At 35.7% G+C, this 19,081-nt stretch carries 9 protein-coding genes; 6 read left to right on the top strand and 3 right to left on the bottom strand.

Annotated elements, in window-relative coordinates:
* Positions 1–161: 161 nt before the first annotated feature.
* Together RT261_RS17845 and RT261_RS17840 are read right to left on the bottom strand one after the other, a co-directional pair.
* Positions 162–1,529 carry an FAD-dependent oxidoreductase gene (locus RT261_RS17845; protein ID WP_313134454.1) on the bottom strand — a complete coding sequence of 456 codons (1,368 nt, stop codon included), beginning with the start codon at positions 1,527–1,529 and terminating at the stop codon, positions 162–164.
* 104 nt (positions 1,530–1,633) lie between these two features.
* On the bottom strand, positions 1,634–2,662 hold the full coding sequence (locus RT261_RS17840) for a LacI family DNA-binding transcriptional regulator (RefSeq protein WP_313134453.1): 1,029 nt from the start codon (positions 2,660–2,662) through the stop codon (positions 1,634–1,636).
* A gap of 329 nt (positions 2,663–2,991) precedes the next feature.
* Between RT261_RS17840 and RT261_RS17835 the strand changes: the two genes are divergently transcribed.
* From RT261_RS17835 to RT261_RS17815, 5 genes are all read left to right on the top strand, one after another.
* On the top strand, positions 2,992–3,939 hold the full coding sequence (locus RT261_RS17835; protein WP_313134452.1) for a carbohydrate ABC transporter permease: 948 nt from the start codon (positions 2,992–2,994) through the stop codon (positions 3,937–3,939).
* Entirely contained in the window at positions 3,936–4,787 is an 852-nt protein-coding gene (locus tag RT261_RS17830; protein WP_313134451.1) for a carbohydrate ABC transporter permease, read from the top strand. The genes RT261_RS17835 and RT261_RS17830 overlap by 4 nt, the downstream gene beginning before the upstream one ends.
* A gap of 60 nt (positions 4,788–4,847) precedes the next feature.
* Positions 4,848–6,305 (top strand): ABC transporter substrate-binding protein, encoded by a 1,458-nt coding sequence (locus tag RT261_RS17825; protein ID WP_313134450.1) that lies wholly within the window; start codon positions 4,848–4,850, stop codon positions 6,303–6,305.
* 393 nt (positions 6,306–6,698) lie between these two features.
* Positions 6,699–7,577, top strand: coding sequence for a sugar phosphate isomerase/epimerase family protein (locus RT261_RS17820; RefSeq protein WP_313134449.1), 879 nt, complete (start codon positions 6,699–6,701; stop codon positions 7,575–7,577).
* 21 nt (positions 7,578–7,598) lie between these two features.
* A complete protein-coding gene (locus RT261_RS17815) occupies positions 7,599–8,423 on the top strand; it encodes a Cof-type HAD-IIB family hydrolase (RefSeq protein ID WP_313134448.1) in 825 nt (274 codons plus the stop codon).
* Positions 8,424–8,626: 203 nt separating this feature from the next.
* Here the strand turns inward: RT261_RS17815 and RT261_RS17810 are convergent, their stop codons facing one another.
* Entirely contained in the window at positions 8,627–9,835 is a 1,209-nt protein-coding gene (locus tag RT261_RS17810; RefSeq protein WP_313134447.1) for an MBL fold metallo-hydrolase, read from the bottom strand.
* Between the two features lie 1,000 nt (positions 9,836–10,835).
* Here RT261_RS17810 and RT261_RS17805 point away from each other — a divergent pair.
* Positions 10,836–19,052 (top strand): CehA/McbA family metallohydrolase, encoded by an 8,217-nt coding sequence (locus RT261_RS17805; protein ID WP_313134446.1) that lies wholly within the window; start codon positions 10,836–10,838, stop codon positions 19,050–19,052.
* The last annotated feature ends 29 nt before the right edge of the window (positions 19,053–19,081 follow it).

Raw genomic sequence — 19,081 nt, 5'->3', positions numbered from 1 at the left:
CCTTTTGATAATAGTAGCAATTTGTGCCTTTGCGCAAATTGTCGGTCGAAAATTTATTTCGACTAACCTCGTTTCCGGCGCCTTAGCGCCTTTTGATTTAATAACAATAGTAATTTATAATGATGTACTAATTTTCAGTTTACATCCATTTTTATTATGTACTATATTGATAATATAGCGTTATCTTCTTTTAGGAGAGTAACCACATCTTCATATGGTACTTCATTTGGCAAAATACCTCGTTCAACGGACAAAGCAGCACAGACTCCTGCAGCTTCTCCAATTGCCATACAGGTAGGCATAACCCGGGCACTGCCAAGGGAATAAGCATCCATAGATATATTACGGCCGCTTAGCAGCAGTCCATCAACTTCATTGCTGATTAAACATCCAAGGGGGATACCATAAGGTCCTTCTAAATCAGTTAGAATTGTGGAATCATCGGTAGCACTGTGAATGTCTACCTTATAGGAACCTAACGCAATTGTATCGGCAGGTATGTATCCTTTAACCACATCATCAATAACTAAACGTTTCACTCCTGAAAAACGACGGGTTTCTCTTACACCCATAGTAGGGTTAATAGAAGAAATATAACTGTTTTCAAAACCAGGAATCTCATTCTTTAGTAATTTCATTAACTGCATGATCTGTTCCATACCTTCTTGTTCGCCACGTGTTAATTCTTCAAGGTCGGTGCCATCAAAGTTAAGAATACGTGTGGTATTCACGTAAATCTGTCCCGGATTTACTGAATTAATATATATTAAGGTGTCACGGCTGAGTGGATTTTTACCTTCTTCTTTTAGTGTTGCTAACTTGTTACGCAAACCAAGGAATACATAACTGGGATGGCTTTTAAAATATGGAACATCATAGCCTTTTGAAACCTGCATGGATTCAGCAGGTTTTAAATCCTCAGGATGTTCCTCCAGATAATCAAAAAATCTTTCTTCATTGAACCCGCATAATGAGAACATCAATGTAGGAGGCTGCATAAGTCCGGTGTCAGCCTGGCCTTTTTCATAGCTGCAGCCGGCAAGGTATGCCATATCACCATCCCCTGTTCCGTCAATGAAGACAGAGGCTTTAATATCAGCACGCATTCCTTTACCCATAGCGGACACTTGTGTAATACGACGGTTTTCTATATTCACATCAACTAACTCACAATGCAGTAAAACATGTATACCTGCTTCCTGGCATTTTTTCATCGCGATTACTTTAAAAATATCCGGGTGAAATACTGTAACGGAATTGTGGAGAGGACAGCGGTTATGTCCTGAACACATGTCTAATTCAGTTAATGCATCCATCATCTCCTGTGCAATACCGCCAATCACCTGCCGCCCTTGTTTGTCCAGAAATCCTAAAAACGGAAGCCCAGTAACAGCATTTCCACCAAGATAATCATTCCGTTCTAAAATAATAACTTTGGAACCATGTCTGGCAGCAGATAGTGCAGCAGATAAACCGGCAGGTCCACCTCCAATAACAGCAACATCATATTGATAAGTTTTCATTTTCATACAATTTTTCCTTTCTTGCTTCATTATGAATGTATTTTAATGTAATAATAACAAGATAAATATAGCCAAATGAACTTGGAACGTTCCAAATTATGCGAAAAAAATTACCGGACTCGAACAGAGTCTCGAACAACCAAAGAGGGTTCCATATTTAAACTTACAACTTTGGCACGAGGCTTATTAATTCGATTTATTAATACAGAACAAGCTTCTTTACCCATTTGCTCTTTATGGGCATCAATAACCGTAAGGGCTGGAGAAGCATATTCTGCGAGAAGCGAATCTTCATAGCCTAAAACCGAAATATCATCCGGAATTCTAACTCCTTTTTCATAAAGAAAACGCATTGCACCGGAAGTAATACCATCACTGGCACCAAAAACAGCATCAGGGCGAACTCCTTCTTCCCATAAAGAATGAAGTGCAGTATATCCGCCTTTGCCTGAATAATTCGTATGAATAATACGGACAGAAGAAGGATCCATGTTAAATTCACTTATTGCTCTTTGAATACCACTTAGCTTTTTCTGGGAGTTGGAACTGGTGATAGGACCATTAATAAAAGCAATTTCCTTGTGACCATTTTGGAAAAGGTATTTTGCTCCTAAATATCCAACTTTCTCAGCGTCAACGGAGATGGAATCAAATCCTTCATGCTGACGGCCGATGATTACAACCGGCAATTCTTGCTTTTGAAGTACTTCAATAAAGTGGTTATTAAATAAACCACCAATTAAGAAAACACCTTCTAAACGGCCGCTTTTTATTAATTCAGGTATTGCATCTGAACCTTCCATAACAGAGAATCTTTCTACTAATAGAGTATATTCCGTATTATTTAAGCCGGAATAAATACCATTACTTGTATCATATAGAAGTGTTTCACAAATAGAAGAAAATGCATAGGGACTCTGATACATATTAGATGTAAGAAATATCAACCCCAAAGTATGAGTACGGCTGGTAGTTAATTCCCGCGCTGCCAAATTAGGAGTATAACCTAATTTTTCAATTGCCTGACGCACTTTATATTGTGTTTCCAGTTTGACACGTTCGGAATTATTAATAACCAAAGATACAGTACTTTTTGATACTCCAGCTTCCCTGGCAACATCTAAAATTGTTACGGACATAATGAAACCTCCTAAAAATATGTATGATACAAATTGTAAAAAATAAAACGTTCCAATCTCTCTTAATTATATATTATGTACTTTTCACTGTCAATAGCTTTTTAAAACATTATATATACTACAGAATAAGGTGAAAATATACATATAAAATTGCATTAATATAGGAAAATTATAAAATATGACTAATAAAATTTTCAGAACCAGTTGACAACCAGTCGAAAAAGAGTATAATATGTTTTATGGAACGTTCCAATAGAAAAATATGCAAATAGCAACGTAGGCAGAATAGAATTCAAGTAGATAGTGATTAGTTGGAAGGAGTAAATTGAATGCGTAGTAGTTACAACAATTCTGGGGCAGTTTCGATTGCAAGCCATAATGTGCGGCATAAAAAGAAACTGGTTAAAATTCTTAAACCATATTTATTTTTAGCACCAATTACAATATTCACCATATTATTTTCCTATTTTCCATTTATAAAAACCTTTATTTTTAGTCTTAGCAAAGTCAATGTTGCAGGAGAGATTACGAAATTTGTAGGATTGGATAACTATATAGATATATGGAGGAGACCGGATTTTATTAATGCAATTAAAGTTAGTCTAAAATTTGCAGCAATGTTTGTGCCTCTGGCAGTGATCTGTCCTCTAGTGTTAGCTCTGATTGCAAACCGTGCAAAATTTATGACTAAATTTTATCAGACTTGTTTTGCTCTTCCTATGGCTGTATCTATGTCAGCTACCTGCTTGATCTTTAAGCAATTACTTCATCGCCGGGTGGGGCTGCTTAATTATTTGTTTGATAAATTGGGAGTATATGAAAATACCACAGCTATTGACTGGCTTAGTAATGCAAAATGGGCTTTACCTGCTTTGGTTTTTATAATGATTTGGACAGGTATTGGTTTTAATTTTATGCTGTTGCTTGCAGCGGTCCGTAATGTACCTACAGAATTATTGGAATCAGCCAGTCTTGAAGGGGCAAGTTATTGGCAGAAAGTTAGAAAAATTGTGATTCCGGTTATTTCACCTACATTGTTTTTTGTCTTATGTACACAAATGGTAAAAGGACTTACAATGTCAGGGCCGGTAATGATACTGACCGATGGTGGACCACTTGGAGCAACAACTACGATGATTTATTATGTTTACTCTACTGGCTTTAAAAGTACTAATTACGCACTTGGTTCAACTGCAAGTATATGTTCTTTCTTAATTGCATTTGTATTCCTGCTATTTAACTTTAAATATGAAAAGAGAGGAGTGAATTACGATTGAAAACCGCCAATGAAAAAGCACGTCAGTATAAAAAATTCCAATATTATTTTTCTTCAATTCTCAGTATAATTTTGGGATTAATTATAGTACTGCCTCTCTTTTATGCAATATGCAGTGGATTTAAAGATAATATAAATTTTGATAATTATCCGCCAAGGATTTTACCTGAAACTTTTACAAACCTGTCAAACTTTATTTATGTTGTGACGAAAACTCTGATTCCACGTTATATGCTTAACTCTTTCGTTATTGCTCTGTCAGCTACTTTAGTACGGTTGATGTTCTCAACTTTGGCAGCATATGCGTTTGCATTCTTTAATTTTAAGGGGAAGAATGCGTTGTTCTTTATAATTGTTGGTACAATGATGATTCCTTCTGAAGCATTACTGATTTCCAATTACTTAATGGTTAGTAAACTGGGATTACTTAATACCTATGCAGGAATAGTATGTGTATATTTTGTTTCTGCTTCCCAGGTTTTTATGTTCCGGCAAAGTTTTAAAACTATTTCCGGAGCACTGCGTGACGCGGCATATATAGATGGCTGCGGTGATCTTCTATTTTATATTAAAATATGTATTCCGGTTTCAAAACCGGTAATTACAGCACTTGGACTATCTTCTTTTATTAATGTCTGGAATACATATTTATGGCCTCTTCTTGTTACTAATAAAGAAAAAATGCGAACTGTACAGGTTGGTATAACCATGCTTTCCAACTCGGATTCCAATGCGAAAGGACATATTTTTGCAGGAATAGGGATTATCCTCATTCCTATGATTATCCTGTTTGCCATTAGTCAGAGAAATATGGTTCGCGGTATATCAAGTGGAGCGGTGAAAGGCTAAATTTGCTCGTAATTCCGTTTTATACGGATGAGAATAATTTTAAAAAGGAGAGAAGGATTTATGAAACTAAAGGGTAAAATTTTATCAGGTCTACTGGTAACGGTACTATTGGTGACTTCTTTAACGGGCTGTAAATCATCATCAAAGGATACCAAGAAGGAACCAGAGGATGTGAAGGCAACAACAGAAAATCTTGAGCAGCAGATAAAAGAAGGGGGTGAAACAAATCTTACACCATCAAAGCCAGCAAAGGTAACTTTCTGGCATTCCGTATCCGGCGATAAAGAAATTATTTTAAAGGAAATAGTTGATGATTACAATGCAGGTCCCGGTGCTGAAAAAGGTATTGAGGTCGATGCAATATACCAGGGTTCTTATGAAGATTTCTCAACGAAGTTAGCAGCTGCTCTCCAGGCCAAAGACATAGATAATATACCGGATATTGTGCAGCTTAGTTCAAAGGGTATATTTGATGTTAAAGATTCCGAGTTTATGTACCCGGTTCAAAGCTTAATTGATATGGATCCAAATGGCATTGACACCAGTACATTTAATGCAGCTTCCGCAGCATATTGTACTTATGATAATAAATTACTTGGGATCCCCTTTTCAACATCTTCTATTATGATGTATTACAACAAAGATCATTTTAAAGAAGCAGGGCTAGATGCGGAGAATCCACCTAAAACAATTGCAGAACTTGCAGACGCAGTTGATAAACTAACTGTTCGTAAAGGGGATAAGATTGAACGCTATGGTTTGGGAACTCAGTTAAGGTTCTTTGTTCTGGGTACATGGATTCCAAGCTTAGGCAGTGAATATGCTATGTTTAATAATGATAACGGACGTTCTGCCACACCGACAGAAATAACTATGACTAAGGATGGGTCATTAGAGAAAGTGCTAACTGAATGGAAGGCAGTGCTAGATACAAAAGGTGTAGAATATACAGATTCAAAACCGAATGAAGCTTTTCTATCCGGCTATTATTCCATAATGTTTGCTTCAACATCTTCCCTTACCAGTGTTATACAAAAGGCAGTAGATACCGGAACTATGGACCTGGGAGTTGCTGAAATTGTACGGGTAGATGATAAGGGTTCTGCAGCCACAGGAATTGGTGGTTCTGCACTGTATATGTTTAATAGAGGCAATCAGGACTCAATCCTTGGTACCTGGGATTTCTTTAAATATTTAGCTACACCTGAGGCTTCAGCTAAATGGTATGCCGGTACCGGATATTATCCTATGAATACAGCAGCATTTGATATGCCGGAAGTGGTAGAAAGAGTAAAGAATTATCCACAGTATGAAATTATTGATACAATTATAGAGCATTCTGCAGGCTTTACAGATTACACTGAGCCATGGATTCCAGCTTTTTCAGATACGGATACTCTTATACAGGATGAAATTATTAAGTTCAGTGACGGCTCACAAGATTTAGAAACGACTATAAAAAATTGCGATGCTGGTTCAACTCAGAAGCTTGAGGATTATTTAAGCGCAAATCAATAAGAAATCCAACTACCAAGCGATGATAACTATGAGTAAGACAGAAAATAAGCTAAGAAAATGGCTAAGAAAATAAGACCAAGAAATAAGAAAATAAGACTAGAAAATAAGACTAGAAAATAAGACTAGGAAAATAAGACTAAGAAAGTAAGACTAGAAAATAAGATTAGGAAAATAAGACTAAGAAAATAAGAACAAGAAAAAAGACCAAAAATTTAAGAGCAAAAACAACAATAAGAAACTATAAATAAGTCTAAGATGAGGCCATCGCAGCATGAAAGCGAAAGCCTCATCTTATCCTTAGCATCTACGGCTTATACAGCTATAGATATTGTATTCAAATTAAAATAAGAAAGGTAAAGATATAATAAACTTTATTATATATAAGGTAATAGTATGCGTATTGCAACAATGACCAGCTTATTCCGTGAACAGCGGGGAACAGATGAGTTTATGAGCTATATTGATTCCATGAGACGGTGCAAAGCAGCAGGATTTGATGTACAGGATTTTAATATGTGCGCCATGCTGCGCAGAAAAACAGAACTTAATAGTGATGACTGGATGAAAGAGGCAGATAAAATCCGTGAGGAGGCAGAAAAACTGGGTATTGAATTTGTTCAATCCCATCCACCCTATCGTCCCAATAAATATGGATATTTTAAAACAGAGGAGGAAGAAGAATTTTTTAAGGAAATTACCCGCCGATCAATTGTTATTAGTGGAATGTTAGGAGTTAAATGGGCTGTCCTGCATCCAGTAACAGAGTGTGTAAAAACAGAATACAATTTTGAGGCGGATCTTGCTTTAAATCATGAGATATTTGATGAGGTAGTTGAACTGGCAACGAAAGTAAAGGTGGGAATTGCATTTGAGAATATGGCGGACAGGGATAATAGCCGCCGGTTTGGAGCTACTGCGAATGAATTGATTGGATTAGTTGATTCCTATCATGATGAAAGGGTAGGCATCTGCTGGGATACCGGACATGCGAATCGTATCTATATAGACCCTGTAGCTCCTATGAAAGAAGTAGGAAAGCGCATAAAAGCATTGCATATTAATGACAATCATGGGGACAAAGATGAACATTTGTTACCTTTTGAAGGGACGATTTCCTGGGAGAGGGTAATGAAAGTATTGGAAGAGATAGGATATGAAGGTGACCTTGTGTACGAAATTAAGACAAACAATTATATGCCGGATGGATTGAAGGATCAGACTGCAAGATTTGCTGCAGAAGTAGGACGTTATTTGTTATCACTAGGTAAATAAAAGAAAAGGAATAGAATAAATATGGGAATTCGATTAATTGCAGTGGATTTAGATGGTACTTTATTAAATTCAGCAAAGGATCTGACAGATTATACAATAAACATTCTGAAAAAAGCAGCGAAAAAGGGAGTACATATTGTTCCGTCAACGGGACGTTCTGCATCAGGGATACCGGATAAAATAGCAAATCTCCCTTTTGTTCGTTATGCATTAACGTTAAATGGTGCTATGGTGGTAAATATGCGGACAAATAAGAAAATTCATCAATGTGTTTATAGCAGGGAAGAAGCAGTAAAGCTTTGGGACTTTATACAAAAGTTTGATGCTCTTCCGGATTGTGCTATTGATGGTGAACTTTATATGGAACGCAAAATATTTATAAAATTGCCTAACTATACCCAGACACCGGAACGTATAGCACTAATGAGACAAACTCGAAAAGAAACAGATAATATTCGAAATTTACTTTTACAAAACAATGCAGAATCAGCCAAGATGAACTTGTTATTTGCGGATTCCAAAAAACGTATGAAAGCAAAGCAGGAACTCCTTCAGATTCCATTTATTGAAGTAAGTAGTTCCCTACCGCAAAATTTGGAGTTAAATCGTAAGGGAGGTAATAAAGGCAATGGATTACTGGCACTTGCAAATTACCTTGGATTGAAGAGGGAAGAGTTGATGGCTTGTGGTGACAGTGATAATGATTATTCTATGATCGAGGTTGCAGGCTTAGGAGTGGCCATGAAAAATGCTTCAGAAGAATTGAAAAATATAGCAGATGCAGTAACCCTTAGCAATGACGAAGATGGAGTTGCATATGCTATAAAAAAGTGGGTTTTAAATTAATATGATAAGCATGGTTCGAACTTATCTAATATCAGTAACAGCTATTTATTACTTACCCCATATGGAAGACTATAATGACCTGCAAATATACATTCAATAGTATATTTGCAGGTCATTATTGTATTTAAGCATAGAGGAAAAATCTCTTTTTAGATCTGATTTAATAATTTTTATTACGGTGCTCCTTTGTTAAGAAGTTTGAACTATTGAGATACCTTAATATCAGATCCGAATTCAACAATAATGTTTCCATTCTTTATATATCCCTCTTTATCAGTTAATACATATCCGTTAGAAGGCTGTAATTCTTTGATTAATTCGTAAGCAGTAAATCCGGTACCATAATTTTCACCATCTGCAAACAGTACTTTAACCAAATCTTCGCTTGAAAATAATGCTTTCAGCGTATTTGTACCAATATCTAAGGCCTCGGTTTCGGAAATAGAAGGATACTTTTTCTGAAATTTAGCAATTCCTTTATAGGCGATTTCATTATAACTATTTGTAACGATTGCATATTTGAAATTAAGATTTCTAGCGGTTTCTTCATTCATAGAAAAGTAAAAACCGTGATGTGCAACCTGATATATATCAACTTGTCCAACAATTTGAGATATTCTCTCGCCAATTACCATACTGTATTGTTCTCTTCCATCCGTTGAGTTTTCACCACTGTTTTCACCCAAATCAGCACTAAGATAAATTCGCTGCACGGCACCTTTTGAATCCTTTCGTTCTAGTAAACAGGTAAGTGAGTTCACATTTTCATCCCAGTCTTCGTTAACTACATCATGGGTATTCCAATCAACTCCATTGTAGATTGTAATAGTAAACTCACCGAAAGAAATGTTATTGCTCATATTAGTATTCGCATAGTTTCCATCTGCTTTTGAATAATATTTAATTTGTGTCTGGAAAATAGAATCGGGAGAACTCATAACCTCATTATTATTCTTTACATTATCAGGTACAGAAAGGGGTTCAATAACACCTATATTCATCTCCTTAAGTTTGGCATAGTTAGTAAGATGCTCTGATTTTGGCGTGAGCTTTAAATATAAGGTGGTTTCATTATCAACAAAATCCGATTGAAGCAATTTATCTATACCTCCCACATGATCATCATGCATATGAGAAACAATTACAAAATGGATTTTACTTATTTTATTCTCTGTTAAATATGGTTCTATTTGTTTCGTGTAGTTGATGGGTTTACCACCATCAATGATTCCATAAATAGGATTTCCTTTATTGTCTACAGTCTTAACTAATGTGGAATTGCCCTTTGAACCTAACTCGAAGAAAACTATTTTAGATTTTGCATTCATTTTTTTACCTCCGTTTGAGTAAATAATTAAGCATATTATGAAAGGTATAAATAGTACTACTGCAATCAATTTAGATCTTTTCATTTAATCCCTCCATTTAAAATATATTGATTTGAGCCAAACAATGTATCTATAACATAATAAATAATATATCGTAATAAAACCAGAAAATAAGAACGTTCCAACAACTATAATTATATATTTTATATAAAATTATGTCAATAACAAAGGTAAAACTCGCTAATAATTAATGAATTCTGCAATATTTAAGTCATTTAGTTAAAAGAACAACATATAAAATTTTAATAATGTCTAAAATTTAAATTGGAACGTTACGATAAAAGATTGAATACAGTATAGGTACTTCGTTAAGTAAGAATGTTAATGACAATTATAAATGGGATTAGATTTGGTGTAGATACGAATAAATTCTCATTTTTAAATGATATATATTATTGGACAATTTTGTATTTTCTTATAAAAACCCAGTGATAATTGCATTTATCTTTGTGCTTCAGTAAATATAAAATTAGGATATAGACCCAAACATGAATAAAAACATAATATTGCTAGTTAATATACATAAGAAATGTGATAATACAATCAAATTTATTAAAAATGTTAATAAAGCAACAAATTGAATATTAAAATGTTTTGAGAATAACAAAATACTATTGATTTTCATGGACGAATATGGTAATATAAATAAAACAAATTAATTTTACATCCCCCTTTTATCATTAAGATTTTTATACAAAAGAGTGGTATGAATAAGAACGATAACTATAATTTTCTAATTATAGTTCTTTTTTACTTGATTCATTTTGTATAAGAAGTATTTGGTAGTATTAAAAGAATACTATCATGATAAAAGGGGTCATTCCCATAGAGGGTGTGGCTTATACAGTTACGCTCTCTTTTTTTCATCTATTTTTATGAATAGTTTATGATTTTAAAGTATCTTTCATCTTAAGTACTAACATTAGGAGGCAAAATGAAATAGCTGGATGTGTTGGGGGATGCGTCAAAGCATTTCGAACTGCTTCCCGATGTTTTACTATATAATGTAAGGAGGATAAAGGAAATGAAAAGCATGAACAAAGTGAAACGTAAGTGGATTTCGCAAATTCTTGCTGTGATGATGGTACTATCCACATTATTTACAGCTGCAACTCCACAACATGTTTTAGCAGAGGGTTCCCCGGTAACATTGGAAACGGAATCTTCTGCTGCTGTAACAGACAGCAGGATTATTGCTAATGTATCAGATGGAAGTGAAATAACAATTTCTACTCCCATAGAGCTTGATACTACGGCAACTGTTACAGGTGCTGCAATTAGTTTTAAAGTAAATGATGGACCTGAAAAGTTCTATGATAGACCATTTACTTTAGAAGAGAATGGTATTAGCAGCGAAGATGACAGTGCTACTGTTACGGCATACACTTATTCTACGGAAGATGAAAGTATTAGAAGTCTGGATACAGAATTTACATATATTATTAAAGAAGAATCAGCCAATAAGCTATTAATGGGAGGAGCAGAGGATTTATTCTTCTCAGAGTATATTGAGGGCAGCAGTAATAATAAGGCAATAGAGTTATACAATGGTACAGGTGCGGATGTTAATTTATCCGGATATTCTGTTCTTCTTTATGCGAATGGAGCAACGACCCCAACCAATACAGCCAATTTGACAGGGATACTGGAAAACGGTAAAACTTATGTAATATATAATTCCAGTTCAGTTCAGGCGATTAAGAATGTTGGAAATCTATCTTCTCAAGTTGCAAATTTTAACGGTGATGATGCACTGGAATTGCGTAAAAATAATATTCCAATAGACGTTATTGGTGAAGTTGGAGTCCGCATTAACGATTATGCAGATAAAACCTTGGTACGTAAGTCATCCATCATAAAAGGAAGCACTACATTTTCCTTTAGCGAATGGGATACATATCCAATAGATACATTTACTTACCTAGGTTCCCACACCATGGATGGCGGCACAGGCAACAATGATGTGGCCCCAGTAATAGGATTTCCACCTAGCGGCAGTATGATATCTGAAACTCAGGAAATAACACTTTCCTGTCCAACAGAAGGGGCTTCCATATTCTATAGATTCAATGAAGAGGATTCTTGGATAGCTTATTCTGATAAAATTACTTTAAATACTAAAGAACAACAGATTACGATTTATGTAATGGCAGAAGCAGAGGGTAAAAATGCCTATAATGGTACACTGACCTATACCATACAAAGTGAAAATAATATAGTTCCCATAACTACAGCCAGAGCAGGAAGCGAAGGAACCAATTATCTGGTTAAAGGTGTTGTTACTTATGTAGATAGAAAGAGCGTATATATACAAGACTCTACAGCAGGAATTGTAGCAAGATTTGCAGCAGATCAGACTTTCAAACAAGGCGATGAAATTGTTGTCTTTGGTTCAGTATCTACATACAATGGTCTTCTTCAATTAAATAATGCAGTGTTAAATGGAAGTCCAGCAGTATCTGTATTGCCGGAGCCACAAGTATTAACCCTTGCTGAAGCGGTTGCTAATTCAGAAGAATATGAAGCTGAATTAATCAGAATTAATAATGTAGTACTTGGAGAAATCAATACAGAAGGCAATACAGAGATCTCAGACGGCACCAACACAATGTATATCTATAAGACACCAATACCGGCTACGGCTAAAAAAGGTGATACCGTTGATGTAATTGCCATAATGTCACAGTTTTCTACAAGCGGAATTGGTGGATATCAGCTCATAGTGGTTAAACCATCTGATATTATATGGGTCAGCAGCCCTGCAGTGGCAGAAGTTACAGCTACACCAAGCAGTGGCGAAGTAACAAGTGGAACAAAAATCACATTAGCCTGTATAACAGAAGGTGCAGCTATTTGGTATAAATTAAATGGTGGAACCCTTACAGAATATAAAGCACCATTTGCAATTACTGAAAAAACCACGGTTGAAGTGTATGCAAAGAAGGACGGAATACAAGGTATAACCAGCACATTTACCTATACAATAGGGGATGGCAAAACCAGTATTGCGGAAGCAAGAGCAATCTTTGCAGATCCTAAGGTTCCAGATAAAAAAGTAACAGTAACCGGTGTTGTTACATTTATTGATGGTAACAATGTATTTATGCAGGATAATACTGCCGGAATAGATGCTTATTTCAGCGGCGGAGTATCAAAGCCCTCCGGTGTTGCAATTGGTAAAGAATTAACAGTAACCGGTGAATTAACAGAATACAACGGATTATTGGAAGTTACAAAAATGTCGGCGGCTAAAGTAGGAGATGCCAAGCCTCTTCCGGAACCAAAACTGGTAGACTTAAATAAATTAGATGCGGCAGGTTTTGAAGGGTTAGAATCCCAGAGAGTACGTTTTGAGGGAGTTACTCTTGGAACTATTAATACAAGCGGTGATACTCCAATTACATCTACTGAAGGCAAAACATTGAACATATATAAGATGCCGGCATTAGATGGTATTGTTACAGGAGATGTTATTAACGTTATTGGAGTTATTGGACAATTCAATAATTATCAACTAAGAGTAGCTGACAAAGCACATGTAACGAAAGCTACAGATAAATTTGGTCCTGCAATAAATACAGATAATTTGAAAGATGTTCAAAAAGGCAAGGACTATCGTGTGGTTGTAGTTGTTACTGATAATACCGGTGTTAAGGAAGTTAAGCTAACCTATATAGCGGATGGAGTAACAACAAAAGATGTAATTTTAACAGAAAAGGCAGCTGGGCAATATGAGTATACTATTCCGGCAGCAGAACTAACAGGCACGAAATTAGTTCTTAACTTTACAGCAACGGATACGGTGGAACCGCCTAATGTAAGTACGGTAAGCCTTGAGAAATCGATTGTAGATTTGCCTCGGATACTTAGTGTATTACCGGCAGATGGTTCCAATACAGGTGAAGGAGAGTTTAAACCTTCCATTATTGCCTCCTTTGATAATGCAGGGGAAGAACCGAATGTTGCTATGAAATTAGATTCGGCTGTTATTGCCCATGAACTAACAAAATCAGGAGATGTATACACAGCAACTTATAACCCTCTCACAAATCTTACAGAGGGAACCCACAAAGTTGAAATAACCATTACCCGTAAAGATACAAAATCACTTACCTATACATGGAGCTTCTATGTAGGTAAACAAGAATATAACATTTACTTCGGACAGCTTCATGCACATACTAATTTATCTGACGGTGCCGGTGAAGTAGAAGATGCTTTTGATTATGCGGCTAAGAAAGCTAAGAACATAGACTTTCTAGCAATTACAGATCACTCTAACTGGCTTGAGGATGTTGCAGGTACTAACAATATCGCTGATGCCAGCAAGAGTACAAAATGGAATAGAGGAAAGAAAGCTGCAGCAGACATAACAAAAGAAGTAGATGATTTCGTAGGAATTTATGGATATGAAATGACCTGGTCAGGCGGAAGTATTGGACATATGAATACGTTTAATACACCGGGCTTTGAAAACCGTAATAACGCTCCATTTAAGACTACAACAGCATTAAAGACATATTTTGATGCATTAAAGACGCAGCCACAGTCCATGTCTATGTTTAATCATCCGGGAAAAACTTTTGGTGATTTCGGTGATTTTTCATATTGGGATCCCGGCGTTGATAATCTGGTTAACTTAATTGAAGTTGGTAATGGAGAAGGCCCTGTTCGCGGAAGCGGATATTTCCCATCCTATGAGTATTATGTACGTGCTTTGGATAAGGGATGGCATATAGCTCCTGCCAACAATCAGGATAATCATAAAGGCAAATGGGGAGATGCCAATACGGCAAGGACAGTTGTATTAGCTTCTGAATTAACGGAAGAATCAATTTATGATGCTGTACGCAACAGAAGAGTATATTCATCAGAAGATAATAATTTAAATATTGTCTATACCTTAAATAACAGTATTATGGGAAGCATCGTTAGTGACACGGAGGGACCGGTTAACATATCTGTGGATATTAACGATCCGGATAAAGAAGCAATCGGCAAGGTAGAAGTAGTTGTAAACGGTGGAATGGTAGTAGACAGTAAGAATGTAACAACACATGAGGAAACCGTAGAATTCACCATACCTTCTAACTATTCTTATTACTTTATCAGAATTATACAGGCGGATAAGGACATAGCAGTAACTGCCCCTGTATGGGTTGGAAATGTAGAAAAATGTGGTATTTCCAAATCTGAAGTAAATAAAGAATTGTGTATGAAAAATGAAGAAATTGAAATAACCACATCCTATTACAACAATGAATCCCTGCCTTTAATAATTAATAAATTAGAGTATTCTATTGGTGGAAAAGTGATTCAGACGCTAACCGGTTTAGAAGCAGTTTCATCCTTAGGACAGGGAAAAGCAACGATTAAATACACCAGTCCTGTTGCGGGCAGTGTAAATATTGATGTGAAGCTATATGCAACTATGGACGGAGTAGAAAAAGTATTTACGGATGTAGTGAAAATAGACTTCCAGGATCCTAGTGTGGTAACTAAAGTTATCGTGGATGGTACTCATTTCAATGATTATGTATATGGCTATTATTCAAATAACATGGGTAACTTAATAAAAATTGCAGCGGAAGAAATGATACAGGTTCAAGTGGTTACAGATAAGATTACACCTGAAATGCTTGAAGATGCAGGTATGTTAATTATATCAGTGCCTGCAAGATGGTCAGGACATTTTAACTATGAAAACAAACCTGTAGTGGTTTCTCCATTTAGTAATGAATTTATTGCCATGGTGAAAGATTATGCAGATAAGGGCGGAAATGTAATAATCTGTGGTATATCTGATAGAGAAGACAGATCCAGCGAAATAGGAACACAAGCTTCTACTCAGATAAACAAATTATTAGCTGGTATCGGGTCTACCACCAGAATTAACAGCGATGAAGGAACAGACTTTACAACTAATAGCGGTCAGGAATACAGATTACATTTTACAAACTTTAATATGAATTCTGAATTCTTAAACGAAGTAGTAGAAGGTCAGAAGTACAGTTTCTATAAAGGCTGCTCCGTAATCCTTGATCCTGCAGCAGTAACCTCAGGAAAAGTACAATGGCTGGTAAAAGGTCACTCAACAACGGAAACGAAAAACATCACAAGTTATGATGGAAATTATGTTCCGCAAACTATGGGTAATGTAGTAGCATTAGCCAGTGAGCAATTAGATGGCGGCGGTTTCTTACTTGTTGGCGGTTCCGTATTCATGTCTAACTTTGAGGTGCAGGCTGAATTAGATAACTTCGGTGACTTACAAAATTCAAACTATAATATTGTACTAAATGCATTAAAGAAATCCAAAAAGGATATTACCATTACACCAATATCAGAGGCCCGTAAAGGAAAACTGGGTGAAGTATATACTATAGAAGGTTATGTAACGGCAGGCACAGAAACCGGTAATGCGTTCTTTGATACCATTTATATTCAGGATGCAACTGGCGGTATGGATATCTTCCCTATTAATGAGCCTGGTATTAAATTAGGCCAAAAAGTAAGAGTTACAGGTACTTTAGCTGAATATGAAAATGATATGGAATTAATGGTTATGATTGCTTCTGTAATAGATACTAATATTAACTTGATTGAGCCGGAATTAGTAACTACTGCTGATGCTGCAAACTATGAAAAGTCAGGCGGAAAATTAATTAAAGTTCACGGTAAAGTAACAAAAGTAGAAAGAGTAGAGGGAACTGTATCTTACTTTATGGTAGAAGACGAAAGTGGAGTTCCAATCCGAGTATTTATTAACGGATATATCTTAAGTTCAACTGGTAATGACTCTACAACCAAACTTAAAGAAGGTGACGTAGTTTCAGCAATTGGCTTATCTTCCATGGATACAGAAGGTGTTAGAATTCGTGTACGTGACCGTGCTGAAATTGTATTAGATGAGATTCCACCTGTTAGAATCACAGATATAGCAGAAGTTCGTGAGGGTAAAGTGGATGAAGTATATACCGTTGAAGGCTATGTAACAGCAGGAACAAAAGCTGGTAATGCTTTCGCTGATATTATTTATGTGCAGGACGCAACCGGTGGTATCAGTGTAAATACACTACTTCTTGATAAGTTTGAAATCAAACTTGGTCAAAAGATAAGAATTACAGGTAAATTAAATGTAGTTGAAAATGACTGGGTATTAACGGCTTCTGAAGAAGAAATAATCGGTTCTGAGATTAAATTAATGGAGCCGGATTTGGTAACTATAGCAGATGCTGCTAATTATAAGAAGACCGGCGGTAAATTAATTAAAGTTTATGGTGAAGTAACAAGAGTGGAAAGAGTAGAAGATGCTGTAACTTCCTTTATGGTGAAAGGTGAAAATGGAGTTTCTATCCGAGTATTTATTAATGGATATATCTTAAGTTCAACTGGTTATGACCCTACAACCGAACTTAAAGAAGGAGATATGGTTACGGCAATCGGTTTAGCTTCCATGGATACAGAAGGTGTTAGAATTCGTGTACGTGACCGTGCTGAAATTGTATTAGATGAGATTCCACCTGTTAGAATCACAGATATAGCAGAAGTTCGTGAGGGTAAAGTGGATGAAGTATATACCGTTGAAGGCTATGTAACAGCAGGAACAAAGGTGGGTAATACATTTGCTGATATCATTTATATCCAGGATACAACTGGTGGAATTAGTGTAAGTATTCTTGTTCTTGATAATGTAAAACTTGGTCAAAAGATTAGAATTACAGGTAAATTAAATGCACACGAAAATGATCTGGTATTAATCGCTTTTGAAGAAGACCTAATGGATCCTGAAATTAATCTGATTAAACCGGAACTGGTTACTACAGCAGATGCCGCTAATTATGACAAGACAGGCGGTAAGTTAATCAAAGTTCAGGGTAAAGTAACCAAAGTAGAAAAAGTGAAAGATTTGGTATCTTCCTTTATAGTTAAGGATGAAAGCGGAGTTTCCATCCGGGTATTTATTAATGATTATATTATAAGCTCAACTGGTAAGGATCAAACAACAAATCTTAAAGCAGGTGATATGGTTACAGCAATCGGTTTAGCTTCCATGGATAAGGAAGGTGTTAGAATTCGTGTACGTGACCGTGCCGAAATCGTTATAACCAAACCAACTGACCCAACAGATCCAGGAGTTCCTCCAGTTAACCCGCCAAGTGGAACAGGAGTTGAAAGTAATGTTTCGGTAGAACAAAACGTTAGTGAAGATGGAACAAAACATGAAACTATAACCACGAAAACATCCGTAGACAGTAAAGGCAATCAAGTACAAGAAATTACGAAAGTAATTATGGACAGAAAGACGAACAAAGTATTAGAGACCATTACAGAAACCAGAATAGCGGATAGAAAAACTGGTTCTACTTTAAGAATGGTTATTACAAAAGGTGAAAAGAAAGAGGATATTAAGAGAGAAATGTTTATTGAAGCAGGAATCTCTGCATCTTCCGTAAAAGATAATAAAGCCATGGTAACATTAAACATTCTTCCGGAATATATAATGGAACAGTTTAAGACATTAGGCGGAAAAGTAAAAGTTAACGTATCCGTTGGAATGAATACTTCAAAATTGACCGCATTATTAAAAGACAAGAAAGTGAATGAAGTAAATATAACAATTCCAATCCCAGAAGAAATCACTTCCCAGGATAAGATTATATTTAATGAAATTATCTTAGGAAAAGATATTATCAATGAAGCCAGAAAACAAAAGCAAACAATTCGTGTTGTAGTAACTGATGATAAGAAACAAGAAATTTACTCCATAACTTTTGATGGTAAAGAATTAGGCAAATCAAAAGAAGTATTAGAGGATGTAAATGTATCATTAGAAATATTACAACCAAATAAACGAAATAAGATATTCAACCTAATTAACTCCACAATACCTGACAATGCAAAACACAGAGGTCTTGTTCTGGAATTGAAACAAAAAGGCGATCTTCCTGTAACAGCAAAAGTTAAGGTTTATGTTGGTAACCAAAAAGGATTTGTGGACGGAGATAAGGTATATGTATACCTGTTTAACGAAAAAGCTTCCATTGGCAAGAATCTGTATGACTTCCGATTAGAAGAAACAACAACTTCGTCCTTAGTAATTAGTAAAGGCGGATTTATTGAAATGAATATTCAAAAAGGTGGAAGTTATGTATTAATGCCAAAGAAAGCAAAGCAATCTATAGTAGCTGTTAACACAAATAAAGCGGCTGATGCTAAAAAAGAGACTAAGACAAAATAATACGCTGATTACAAAGGCTGAAAATCATA

The organism is Anaerocolumna sp., from assembly GCF_032079385.1.
Lineage (GTDB): Bacteria > Bacillota > Clostridia > Lachnospirales > Lachnospiraceae > Anaerocolumna.
Note: the sequence above shows the minus strand (reverse complement) of the source record. Positions and strands in the feature narration are given on the sequence as shown.

Coding starts and splice junctions, on each gene's coding strand:
- RT261_RS17845 (WP_313134454.1), bottom strand. CDS start 1,529: ATGAAAATGAAAACTTATCAATATGATGTTGCTGTTATTGGAGGTGGA.
- RT261_RS17840 (WP_313134453.1), bottom strand. CDS start 2,662: ATGTCCGTAACAATTTTAGATGTTGCCAGGGAAGCTGGAGTATCAAAA.
- RT261_RS17835 (WP_313134452.1), top strand. CDS start 2,992: ATGCGTAGTAGTTACAACAATTCTGGGGCAGTTTCGATTGCAAGCCAT.
- RT261_RS17825 (WP_313134450.1), top strand. CDS start 4,848: ATGAAACTAAAGGGTAAAATTTTATCAGGTCTACTGGTAACGGTACTA.
- RT261_RS17820 (WP_313134449.1), top strand. CDS start 6,699: ATGCGTATTGCAACAATGACCAGCTTATTCCGTGAACAGCGGGGAACA.
- RT261_RS17815 (WP_313134448.1), top strand. CDS start 7,599: ATGGGAATTCGATTAATTGCAGTGGATTTAGATGGTACTTTATTAAAT.
- RT261_RS17810 (WP_313134447.1), bottom strand. CDS start 9,835: ATGAAAAGATCTAAATTGATTGCAGTAGTACTATTTATACCTTTCATA.
- RT261_RS17805 (WP_313134446.1), top strand. CDS start 10,836: ATGAAAAGCATGAACAAAGTGAAACGTAAGTGGATTTCGCAAATTCTT.